The 11,677-nt window shown below is 67.4% G+C and carries 10 protein-coding genes; 6 read left to right on the forward strand and 4 right to left on the reverse strand.

Features of this window, described 5'->3' with window-relative positions; genetic code table 11:
• Positions 1 to 36: 36 nt before the first annotated feature.
• The 5 genes from HKK74_RS37315 to HKK74_RS37335 all read left to right on the forward strand — a co-directional run bounded on the left by HKK74_RS37315 (position 37) and on the right by HKK74_RS37335 (position 4,979).
• Complete coding sequence (locus HKK74_RS37315) at positions 37 to 417, forward strand: ArsR/SmtB family transcription factor (RefSeq protein ID WP_187248156.1); 381 nt, start codon at positions 37 to 39, stop codon at positions 415 to 417.
• 246 nt (positions 418 to 663) lie between these two features.
• Positions 664 to 1,071, forward strand: coding sequence for a hypothetical protein (locus HKK74_RS37320; protein ID WP_187248157.1), 408 nt, complete (start codon positions 664 to 666; stop codon positions 1,069 to 1,071).
• 103 nt (positions 1,072 to 1,174) lie between these two features.
• Entirely contained in the window at positions 1,175 to 2,269 is a 1,095-nt protein-coding gene (locus tag HKK74_RS37325) for a PLP-dependent cysteine synthase family protein (RefSeq protein WP_187248158.1), read from the forward strand.
• The gene (locus tag HKK74_RS37330; protein WP_187248159.1) at positions 2,269 to 3,546 is read left to right on the forward strand and encodes an MFS transporter; all 1,278 of its coding nucleotides are present in this window, start codon (positions 2,269 to 2,271) and stop codon (positions 3,544 to 3,546) included. The genes HKK74_RS37325 and HKK74_RS37330 overlap by 1 nt, the downstream gene beginning before the upstream one ends.
• A gap of 110 nt (positions 3,547 to 3,656) precedes the next feature.
• The gene (locus tag HKK74_RS37335) at positions 3,657 to 4,979 is read left to right on the forward strand and encodes an aminotransferase class V-fold PLP-dependent enzyme (protein WP_187248160.1); all 1,323 of its coding nucleotides are present in this window, start codon (positions 3,657 to 3,659) and stop codon (positions 4,977 to 4,979) included.
• Positions 4,980 to 5,018: 39 nt separating this feature from the next.
• Here the strand turns inward: HKK74_RS37335 and HKK74_RS37340 are convergent, their stop codons facing one another.
• The 4 genes from HKK74_RS37340 to HKK74_RS37355 all read right to left on the reverse strand — a co-directional run bounded on the left by HKK74_RS37340 (position 5,019) and on the right by HKK74_RS37355 (position 9,036).
• Complete coding sequence (locus tag HKK74_RS37340; RefSeq protein ID WP_187246306.1) at positions 5,019 to 5,474, reverse strand: tellurite resistance TerB family protein; 456 nt, start codon at positions 5,472 to 5,474, stop codon at positions 5,019 to 5,021.
• Between the two features lie 100 nt (positions 5,475 to 5,574).
• Complete coding sequence (locus HKK74_RS37345) at positions 5,575 to 6,537, reverse strand: sporulation protein (RefSeq protein WP_222723210.1); 963 nt, start codon at positions 6,535 to 6,537, stop codon at positions 5,575 to 5,577.
• Between the two features lie 112 nt (positions 6,538 to 6,649).
• Positions 6,650 to 7,666 (reverse strand): hemolysin family protein, encoded by a 1,017-nt coding sequence (locus HKK74_RS37350; RefSeq protein WP_187248162.1) that lies wholly within the window; start codon positions 7,664 to 7,666, stop codon positions 6,650 to 6,652.
• Entirely contained in the window at positions 7,666 to 9,036 is a 1,371-nt protein-coding gene (locus HKK74_RS37355; protein ID WP_187248163.1) for a hemolysin family protein, read from the reverse strand. The genes HKK74_RS37350 and HKK74_RS37355 overlap by 1 nt, the downstream gene beginning before the upstream one ends.
• Positions 9,037 to 9,580: 544 nt before the next feature.
• Here HKK74_RS37355 and argG point away from each other — a divergent pair.
• Positions 9,581 to 11,029: an argininosuccinate synthase gene (argG, locus tag HKK74_RS37360; protein WP_187248164.1), complete on the forward strand. Its 1,449-nt coding sequence runs from the start codon at positions 9,581 to 9,583 to the stop codon at positions 11,027 to 11,029.
• Positions 11,030 to 11,677 lie beyond the last annotated feature (648 nt).

The raw sequence follows: 11,677 nt of genomic DNA on the forward strand, positions 1-11,677 counted from the left end.
ACGCAATCAGTGGAGTGGTGAGGTATTCTGCTTTCCATGCACGCGTCGATGCCGGACTTCCAGATGCCCAACGAGGAACAGGTGCACCTGGCGGCCGAATCGTTCCGGCTGCTGGCCGACCCCACCCGGATGAAGATCCTCTGGGCGCTGCTCCAAGGCGAATCGTCGGTGGCATGCCTGGCCGACCTGGTCGGAGCCGCCCCTACCGCCGTCAGTCAGCATCTGGCCAAGCTGCGCCTGGCCGGGCTGGTCAAGGGTCGGCGTGAAGCCAACTTCGTCTACTACTCGGCCGCCAACGTGCACGTCCGCCGGCTCCTGGACGAAGCGCTCTTCCATGCCGACCACACCGACCGCGGCCTACCCGATCACGACGGTGATGACATCGGCGTCCACGCCAAGGCGACCTCCCCGCGATGAAACAGCCCGGATCGACCTGGTGAGGCGACGCGCCGGCTTGGCTCGGATCGAACGCACCCGCCTGGCGCGGGTGTGACGGCACGGCGCACTGCCCCGCTTTGCGCCATGCCCGCTCTCGCAGGCGGAACTTTGCCAGGCCCGGAGCGGATCACACGCTGAATCCGATGTGTGAGGGTACTGCTACACCGAGTGGTGACCGATGTTCGGTGGAGGTACTCGCGCATGACCCTGCGGGGTGTTCATGGTGTGGCCACGGTGCTGGTGGCGGTGGCCACCTTGCTGCATCTGTGGACGCATGCGGTTGCCAACCCGGACACCGACGCCTCGCCCTTGGACCACGTGGGATGCCCGGTGCATCAACCCGTCGACCATGACCTGCACCTGGACCTGGGCCTGGGCCTGGACCACGGTCCGGGCGATGAGCGCGATCCGCATCATCACCACGATTCGATGCAGCACCCTGACGGTTTCCTCGTCGCCTCTGGTGACCACGAGATGGCCGCCGGTTCCACGTGGTACCCGGTGACGTCCACCACTTGTGATCCGCCATGGAGAGCGCGGCGTCTGGCACTGGGCGTTCCGTGCCGCTCTCCGCCGTACGGGCACGCGGCGCGTACACAGATGACCCGCACCCTCGAAGTCTGTCGGCGCTGATCGGCCGCAGACCCGGCTCTTCCGCCCTCGCTGAAGGAGGTCGGAACGGTCGCGGTCGCCCGCCGGATCGATCACAAGCCGACATACATCGGGGGAATTCAGCATGTCTTGCATCTCGTCGTTAACGCGTGCGCATGAGGGCCCGCATATCGCCGGTGACCCGTCCACCGTGGGCCTGGTAGGGAACACGCCGGTCGTGTGGATCGGTGAACCCTTCACGCCATCCGGGCGGGGCTTCTGGGCCAAGCTCGAGGGCGCCAACCCGGGCGGCCTGAAGGACCGCCCGGCCCTGCACATCGTCGACCGGGCCCGCAACCGAGCCGAACTCGAGCCCGGCGCGATGATCGTCGAGTCGACGTCGGGGACCTTCGGTCTCGGTCTGGCGATGGCGGGCATCGTCTACGGGCATCCGGTGACGCTGGTCGCCGATCCGGGCATGGAGCCGCTGATCCGGGACCTGCTCGCCGCCTATGGCGCCCGGACCGAGATCGTGACCGCTCCGCATCCCGAGGGCGGATGGCAGCGCGCTCGGCTGGACAGGGTCAGCGAGATCCTCAAGGCGAACCCTGGGGCCTACAGCCCACAGCAGTACGACAACCCTGACAACTCCGACGCCTACCGAGCGCTGGCACGGGAACTGGTCGGTCAGCTCGCACGCATCGATGTACTGGTGTGCAGCGTGGGCACCGGCGGCCACTCGGGCGGGATCATCCGGGTGCTGCGCGGGCTGTTCCCGGAGATACGCCTGGTGGGGGTCGATGCGACCGGCTCGGCCATCTTCGGCCAGCCCGCGGGGCCCCGGCTGATGCGCGGCCTGGGCAGCAGCATCTACCCGCGCAACGTCGCCTATGAGGAGTTCGACGAGGTCCACTGGGTCGCACCGGCCGAGGCGGTATGGGCCAGCCGGACCCTGGCCGCGACCCACTACACAACGGGCGGATGGAGCGTCGGTGCCGTCACCGTGGTCGCCGCCTGGCTCGCGCGGACGCTACCTGCCCATCGCCGGATCGTCGCGGTCTTCCCTGACGGTCCCGCGCGCTATCACGGCACGGTCTTCAACGACGACTACTGCGCCCGGCACGGTCTGCTCGACCGGCCGCCCGCCGCCGAACCGGACGAGATCACCGACCCGCTGCGACAAGAGGCGCTGCGCTGGAGCCGATGCACCACCGTGCTCGACCCGACGGCGGAGCTGTGATGTCGTCCCGGATCCGGTCCTTCGACCGCAGCGTCCAACTGCTGCTGATCAACCAGCTGACCATCAACACCGGCTTCTACATGCTCATGCCGTACCTCGCCGGACACCTCGCGACCGATCTCGGCATGGCCGCCTGGACCATCGGCCTGGTGCTGGGCGTGCGCAACCTCAGCCAGCAAGGGCTGTTCCTGGTCGGCGGCACCCTCGCCGACCGTCTCGGCTACAAGCCCGTCATCGTCGCCGGGTGTGCGCTGCGCACCGGCGGGTTCGCGCTTCTGGGAGTCGTGGACGCGCTGCCTGCGCTTCTCGTGGCCTCGGCCGCGACCGGCTTCGCCGGTGCCCTGTTCAATCCGGCCGTACGCGCCTATCTGGCACAAGACGCGGCAGACCGTCGCCTTGAGGCGTTCGCGGTGTTCAACGTGTTCTGCCAAGCGGGGATTCTGGGTGGTCCGCTGATCGGCCTGGCGTTGATGGCGACGGGCGCGTTTCGGATGGTCTGCCTGGTCGCAGCCATGATCTTCGCAGTGCTCACCGTCGTTCAGTTGCGATGGCTGCCGCCTCGGCGGCCGGTCGCTGTGCCTGCGAGCACGATTCTGGCCGATTGGCGGGTGGTGATCGGCAACCGGTCCTTCGTGCTCTTCTCGATGGCGATGGCCGGTTCCTGTGTCCTGTCCTTCCAGATCTATCTGCTGCTGCCGCTCATGCTCCAACGTCAGATGGGCGGACAGGTCGGCGGCGCTCTCGGTGGGGTGAGCCTGATCTTCACCGTCTCGGCCATCACGGCGATCGCCGGGCAACTGCGCATCACCGATGCGGCGCGCCGCCGGTGGGACGGCCCGGCCGCCATGACCCGCGGTGTGCTGATCATGGCCGGCTCGTTCCTGCCGCTGGCCGGGTACGGCCTTGCCGGGCCCGAGGTCGCAGGGCCGGCCGTGCTGCTCGCCGCCGTGGTGCTCTGCACGTTACTGCTGACCATCGGCACCGCGCTGAGCTACCCGTTCGAGATGGACACCGTGGTGAACCTGTCCAGGGGAGGACTTGTCGCCACCCACTACGGGCTCTACAACACTGTCGCCGGCATCGGCATCGCCGCCGGCAACCTCCTTGGCGGAGCGCTCCTGGACGCCTCGGGGGAAGGGCCCGTGCCGTGGATCGCACTCTCCGTACTCGGGGGCATCTGCGGCTGGGCCGTACGCCGGCTGGCGACAGCGGGACGGCTCAGCACTGACGAGCGAGGACCCACCGTACATACCGCGCTCGCGCAGCGCCGCACCTGACCGGCTGAGCCGCCGGGCCGGTGCACGGCCGGCCCGGCGGCACCAGCCGTGAACACCACTCAACGGTCCGGGTCCTCGGTGCCCGAAGCCGACGAACGCGAGGAGGAACGATGACGATGTCCAGACGCCGCATGCTGTCCGCGCTCGGCGGTGTGGGCGCCGCCGTCGGCCGGGACCTGCCGGGTTCCTGTTGCGAGTTCCCGTCGGTTCCCGCCGGAACAGACCCCGAACAGCCGGCACGCGATGAGGAGTTCTGGCGGACGGTCGCACGCACCTACCGGGTCAGCCCCGAGTTCACCAATCTGGAGAACGGCTACTACGGGATCATGGCGGAGCCGGTACGCCGTGCCTACCACCGCAATGTCGACCGCCTGAACTCCGACAGCTCGCGCCTTCTCCGGAGCACCTACAAGGCGGAGGCCGAACAGATCAGGCAGCGGATCGCCGCCGTCGCCGGAGTCTCCGCCGCAGAGATCGCCCTCACCCGCGGCGGTACCGAGGCACTGCAGAACCTGATCGCCGGGTACCGCCGGTTACAGCCGGGCGACACCGTGATGTACGCCGATCTCGACTATCAAAGCATGCAGTACGCCATGGACTGGCTGCGTGACCGTCGGGGCGTACGTGTTGAGAAGATCGTGATACCAGAGCCGGCGACCCACGAGGCCGTACTCGAGGTCTACACTCGGGCGCTGCGCGACCACCCGAGGGTCAGGCTGCTGCTCCTCAGCCACATGAACAACCGCACCGGACTCGTCCTGCCCGTCCGCGACATCGTCGACATCGCCCACACCGCGGGAACCGACGTCATCGTCGACGCCGCCCATTCATGGGGTCAGCTCGACTTCACCATTCCCGACCTCGGAGCCGACTTCGTCGGCTGCTCCCTGCACAAATGGATCGGTGCGCCCCTCGGCACCGGCTTCCTCTACATCCGCAAAGAGCGCCTGGCCGACATAGATCCCGCCTTCGCCGACCAGACCTATCCCGCCACTGACATCCGCTCACGCGTTCACTCCGGCACCCTCGACTTCGCCGCCGTGCTGACCGTGCCCCAGGCGCTCGACCTCCACCGACGACTGGGTGCGCCGACCAAGCAGGCCCGCCTTCGTTTCCTGCGCGACCGCTGGGTCGATCAGGTCAAGGACGTCGCAGGAGTCCAGATCCTCACCCCTGACGATCCCGCGATGTACGGAGCCATCACCTCGTTCCGAATCAGCGGCCGCACCACGCAGGCCGACAACGAACAGATCAGCCATGAACTCCTGCAACGGCACCGGATCTTCACCGTACGCCGCGGAGGACCCGCCCGAGGGGACTGCGTTCGGGTCACCCCCGCCCTGTTCACCAGCCGAGACGATATCGACGGCTTCGCGGCCGCACTCCGTGGCCTCGCCCGGCGGCTGCACGGCTCTGTACGACCTTCGAGGTAACCCGGACAGGCACCACTAAGCGGTAAGGGCGCGCGAGGTTCAGAGGTCGAATTCGGTGGGGGAGAGGCCGACGGCGTGGCAGGCCTCCCGTACGACGGCTTTCTCGGCGTCGTCGAAGTTGCCGTCGGCGCCGCCGATGATGATGCCGATCTGGATGACGGCGCGGGCTTCGGCCGGCTTCTTCTTCGCTTTGCCGATGTCCTGCAGGATGCTGACCTTGCCGAAGTCGAAGTCGGTGGTGAGCTTGGCCAGGTAGTCGTTGAAGCGGCGTTGCAGGTCGTCGGCGGGGAAGTTCTGCAGTACTTCGTTGGTGGCGATGAGGGATGCCGTCCGTTGCCGTTCGGACGGGTCGACCGATCCGTCCGCCGCGGCGACCAGTGCGCACATCGCCATGCTCGCGTCGCGGAACGCGCCGCTCTTCAGATCGTTCTTCTTCGCCATCAGCTGGGTCTGCATGTTCTGGGTGGAATCCCGAAGCTTGTTCCACAGGGCCATCAGGGAGGCCTCCTCGTCATTGACGCTGTTCTCGGAACTCTAACGGATCTACTACAAGTGTCGTGGTGATGTGGACGGCCGCGGTCGGCTTCTTCGCACGTCAGTCCTCGTCTTCCTCGAAGACCTCCTCGATCACCTCGTCGAGGACTTCGCCGGCGACCATGCCGCCAACGACGCCTGCGGCGACCCCTGCCGCCGCGCCACCCCAACCCGGGCCGCTCCTGTGGCCGTGTTCCTCATGGTGGCCGTGCTTGCCATGAGAGTCGTGGTGTCCGTACGAGTCATGACCGGTATGGAAGCCGCCGCTGTGTCGTTCGGCCGTCGAGTCGAGCCAGCCGGAGATCTCCGTGGCCCAGTCGGTGTGCAAGGCTTGATCGTGGTCGACGTGGAACCGGCCGAACGCGTCCGCGCCGGAGTGGAACATTCCGCCGCGTTTGTCGGCCTCCAGTACTACCGCCAGCCCGGTTGGGTCGGCGACGAATGTCAGCTCCACCTCATTGATGCGTCCCTGGTACTCCGGCGGCGGGTAGAACTCGATCTCCTGGTAGAAGGGCAGCTGCTGCGGAACTCCGTGGATCCGGCCCAGCTCGACGTCTGCGTTCTTGAACTGGAAGCCGAGCTGGGAAAAGGCGTTCAGGACCTCTTGCTGTGACGGTGTCGGAAGCACGGACACCATGTCGAGGTCGCCCTTGTCGACGGCCTTGGCGATGGCGAGCTCGGTACGGACACCTATCGTCATCCCGTGCAGATGATGGCCGTAGACCTCGGTGACCGGCGTCTCCCAGGGCACGGGCAGCCGGAATGGGATCATCTTGTTCTCTCTTGCGGGCAGCCGGAAACCTCCCGAGACGTCGACTCGGTGGAACTCGCTGGTTCCGACGCCCTCCCCGTCGGTTCGTTCCGATTCCACCCGGGCCACGAGGCCCAGCGTCACCCGCTGTACCTCGACGTCATGGTCGGCCGCCGTGATCCGGACCTCACCTGACAGGTGCTCACCCGGGCGACATTGTGGCGAGGCCAGAACAGTGTCCACTGATGGGCCACCCACCCCGAAAGCCCCCATCACGCGTTTGAACACCACAAGATCCTTCCCGCTACCGTTATTTTCCCACGACTCTACTACGCTAGTAGTAGCTGGCTATGACAAGGATCTCTCGCACCTTTGTCGCGCGGAGCTAGTGCGGGTTGGCGGCCAGCAACTGGCCGAGGAGGTCGTCGAGGCTGACGATGCCGCGGTAGGTGCCGTCGGGGGCGTTGACGACGGCGAGTTGCGCGCGGGCGCGCTGTAGTTGCGTGGTCGCGTCCAGCACGCTGGTGGCGGCGCTGATGGTCGGTACCGGGTAGGCGAGGTCGACGGCACGCCTGTCACTTTCGGTAGCGGTGAGCGCGTCGCGGACATGGACGAGGCCGGTGATGGTGCCGTCGTCGCCTCGCACCAGCAGCCGGGCGTGACCGCTGGCGTGGGCGGCACGGCGGACCTGAGCGGGTGAGGCGTCCGCGGGGACGGCCGTCACCTGGTCGCGGGGCACGATGAGTGTGTCGACGATGGCCTCCCGGACCGCGATGGCCCTGCCGAGGAGATCGTGGTCATGCCGGTCGATGAGGCCGAGCCGGCGGGATTCGCCGAGCAGGTGGCGAAGCCGCTGCGGATCGGTATGGACCTCCAGTTCGTCGCGGGGGGTGATTCGTGCCATTCGGAGCAGCGCGTTCGTCGCTCCGTTGAGCGCGGCGAGCACAGGTCGTGAGAGTCGCGCGAACGCCCTGAACGGCAGCGCCAGGATCAGGGCGGAACGCTCCGGATGGGTGATGGCCCATGACTTGGGTGCCATCTCTCCCAGCACCATGTGCAGGAACGTCACCACCGCGAGTGTGATCGCGACGGCGATGACATGTGAGGCCGAGTCGGGCAGCCCCAGTTCGTCCAATGGCGGGGCGAGAAGGTGTTCAAAGGCCGGCTCTGCCACAAGGCCCAGCGCAAGGGTGCACATGGTGATGCCGAACTGGGCGCCCGCCAGCATCAACGACAACTCCCGGATGCCCGCGACGGCGGCGGCGGCCGGTCTGCTACCGCTCTTGGCGGCGCGTTCCAGCCGAGGCCGTTTGGCCGCGACCAGGGCGAACTCCGCGGCGACGAAGAAGCCGTTGCCGATGAGCAGCAAGGCCGTGACGAAGAAGGCGGTCAGCGGATCCACTACCTTGTCCCCCCATCGGTCACGCCCGATTCAACGACGGGGGCGAGGGTGCGCAGGCGGACCTGGCGGGCGACGTGCCGTGCCACGGTCACAACCTCGATCTGCACTGTTCCCACCGCCTCGGCTTTCCCCTCGCCGTCGCCGTGAAGCTCTACGGTCAGGAGATCGCCGGGTCGCGGTAGGCGGCTCAGGTGGGCCATCACCAGGCCGGCGACAGTGTCGTAGGCATCGTCGTCTGGAAGCGTCAGTTCGGCGAGACGGTTGACCTCATCAACGCGCATCGCGGCGTCGACCTGCCATGTGCCGTCCGCCTGTCGCCTCGGCGTCATCTCACCGGGGTCGTTCTCGTCGGCGATCTCACCCACCAGCTCTTCGGCGATGTCCTCGAAGGTGACGATCCCGGCCAGTCCGCCGTACTCATCCACCACGCAGGCGAACTCGTCACCGGTCTCGCGCATCCGCTCGATCACCCCGTGCAGCGGCAGCGAACCCGGCACCAGCAGCGCCGGTCGTGCCACTGCCTGTACGGGTGTATCGGGGTGCAATGTGTCATCGGCCAGCTCACGTACGCCTGCCACCCCCACCACGTTGTCGACGTCGCCACCGCCGTACACGGGATGACTGGTGTGGCCGGACCGACCGATCTGCGCCGTGAGGTCGGCCACGGTGGCATCGCCGGGGACGGCTTTCACCATCGGACGCGGGACCATCACCTCGTCCGCGGTCCGCTCCCCGAAGGCCAGGGCCTTCTCCAGCAGCTGAGACAGGTCCCCTGGCAGGTGACCGGACTTGTGCGACTCGCCGATGATGTCGCTGAGCTCCTGCAGGGTGGCGCCGTGATGCAGTTCCTCCACCGGCTCGACGCCCACAGCGCGCAACAACCGGCTCGCCGAGGTGTCGAACAGCCGGATCAGCGGCCCCGCCACCGCCAAGTAGACCAGCGTCGAAGGCGCCAGAGCCCGAGCCAGCTTCTCGGCCTGGGCCAGCGCCAAATTCTTCGGCAGCAGCTCCCCGAGCACCATCTGCACCATGGTCGCGATCGCGAATCCCGTCACCAGCGCGATCGGACCCACGCTGCCGTCCGGAAGCCCGGCCCATGTCAGCGGGGGCTCCAAGAGCCTGGCCAGCGCCGGCTCGGCGATGAAGCCGACCACCAGCCCGGTGACCGTGATGCCCAGCTGCGCCCCCGACAGCATGAACGACAGACGACCCATCACCCGCAAGGCGCGTTCAGCCCGGTTGTCGCCCCCATCGGCGGCTTGGCTCAACAGAGCCCGGTCGGCCGACACGTAGGCGAATTCCTGTGCCACGAAATATCCGGTCGCCGCCGTCAGCACGAGGATGGCCACAACACCCAGGACGGCGCTCAACAAGAGCCACCCCGCGGGAAACGCAGGGCGGCACTGGATCTATGACTGGAAGGGTCCGACATCGCGGACTCCCCACCTCCTTCAAACTACGATTGTAGAATCTAACGTAGCGCTCGGCACGCGTGTTCCCATCATGGGACTGCCATCGCGTGCGAGGCCGCTGACGACCGGCTCGCCCGTGAGCACCCTTTGATGTTCAGTCCGCGCACACAGCCCGGGAGGCCGCCCCATCACATGTGGCACCGGTCTGACGCTCCTGCACCCTGCCCATGGCCGCAATGGCGGACCGCTGCGGATTCGGAACGGTCGAGACGCTGCGCCAGGCGTTCGTCGCCCGATACGGCGTCCCGCCCTCGCGGTACCGGGCAACCCAGTCCTCCACTGGTGCGTGACCGCGCTGAACGCCTGGCCTGGCCAGACATGATCCTGGCTTACTCATGACGCGGTACGGCGCCATGCCTTCCTCGGGCATCGCGTTGTAGAGGATCGCGCGCGGCGGCATGGCGTTGCATGATCATGCACTGGTGTGCATATACTTCTACTCGTGTCCAAGGTGCTCACCTCCCTCCCTGTCGGCGAACGTGTCGGGATCGCCTTCTCTGGCGGCCTCGACACCTCGGTAGCGGTCGCGTGGATGCGCGACAAGGGTGCAGTGCCGTGCACCTACACCGCTGACATCGGCCAGTACGACGAACCCGACATCGCCTCGGTGCCCGGGCGCGCCACGGCGTACGGCGCGGAGGTCGCCCGGCTGGTCGACTGCCGGGCGGCCCTCGTGGAGGAGGGGCTCGCGGCCCTGGCCTGCGGGGCGTTCCATATCCGGTCCGGTGGTCGCGTTTACTTCAACACCACCCCGCTCGGGCGGGCGGTCACGGGCACCCTGCTGGTGCGCGCGATGCTCGAGGACGACGTGCAGATCTGGGGGGACGGCTCCACCTTCAAGGGCAACGACATCGAGCGGTTCTACCGTTACGGCCTGCTCGCCAACCCCTCCCTGCGGATCTACAAGCCGTGGCTGGACGCCGACTTCGTCAGCGAGCTCGGCGGTCGCAGAGAGATGTCCGAGTGGCTGCTCGCCCGCGACCTGCCCTATCGGGACAGCACGGAGAAGGCCTACTCCACCGACGCGAACATCTGGGGCGCGACCCACGAGGCCAAGGCACTCGAGCACCTCGACGCGGGCATCGAGACCGTCGAACCGATCATGGGCGTGCGGTTCTGGGACCCCGCCATCGAGATGGCCGCCGAGGACGTCACGATCGGCTTCGAGCAGGGACGACCGGTGACGATCAACGGCAAGGAGTTCGCCTCCGCCGTCGACCTGGTGCTGGAGGCCAATGCCATCGGCGGCCGGCACGGCATGGGCATGTCCGACCAGATCGAGAACCGGGTCATCGAGGCCAAGAGCCGGGGCATCTATGAGGCACCGGGAATGGCGTTGCTGCACGCGTCGTACGAGCGGCTGGTCAGTGCGATCCACAACGAGGACACCCTCGCCGCCTACCACAACGAGGGACGGCGACTGGGCAGGCTGCTGTACGAAGGCCGCTGGCTGGACCCGCAGGCGCTGATGCTGCGCGAGTCGCTGCAGCGCTGGGTCGGGACGGCGGTCACCGGTGAGGTGACCCTACGACTGCGGCGCGGTGAGGACTACTCCATCCTGGACACTTCCGGACCGGCGTTCAGCTACCACCCGGACAAGCTCTCCATGGAACGGACCGAGGACTCTGCCTTCGGGCCGGTCGACCGCATCGGCCAGCTGACCATGCGCAACCTCGACATCGCCGACTCTCGCGCCAAGCTCGAGCAGTACGCCGGACTCGGCATGGTCGGCAGCCCGCACCCGACGTTGATCGGTGCCGCACAGGCGGCTTCGACCGGGCTGATCGGGGCGATGCCCGAGGGCGGCGCCGAGGCGATCGCCTCCCGCGGAGAGGTCCCCGGCGACGATGAACTGCTCGATCACGCCGCGATGGAGTCCGGCACCGACTGACCAGCCACGACGGAGACGGCCTCAGGGGCACACGACACTGGGGTGTGCATTGGTCTCTTCCCGTTAGCCGTAATCGCGTATGCCCGCTCACCGTAAGCGGGGACGGCCGCTAACCCTAATGACACACGGCGCGTTCTGAGCGACGCTAAGTGCAGACAAAGCTGAATGGTTCAAGAATTGGAATCGTTCACGTCAGTGGGGGCTAAAATTATCGGGGGCATGCGATGTGGTGCGTGCAGGTCCACAAGACGGCCGGACGGTTGGCGCTCGCAGACGTCGTGAATGCGATGAGCCGGGTTTTCCAGACGATACGCGGGATCCGGACATTGTCCGGGCCAAGCGGGCAGAGCGCAGGCGGACGCGCCGTGAATGGCCGGCGGCGTGTTCAAGGCCGCTCGCCGCCTGAGCCGGCCGCGAGCCGACCCGGTGAGCTGAATGCGGTGACCGGCAAGTGGGCGCGGTTGGTCCGGCGGCGGTCGGTGCGTGGACGCATGACGCTCTGGGTCATGGTCATCGCCGTGCTGCTGCTGGCGCCCGCGGGAGTGATCGGCGCCATGCTGGCGCGCCAGGCCCTCACGAACGCCATCTGGCTGGACGCCCGGCAGCAGGCGGTGCTCACCGCGGCCGGTGTCCGCGCTGGACGGTTGA

This window comes from Actinomadura alba (assembly GCF_014323705.1).
Taxonomy (GTDB): Bacteria; Actinomycetota; Actinomycetes; order Streptosporangiales; family Streptosporangiaceae; genus Actinomadura_C; species Actinomadura_C alba.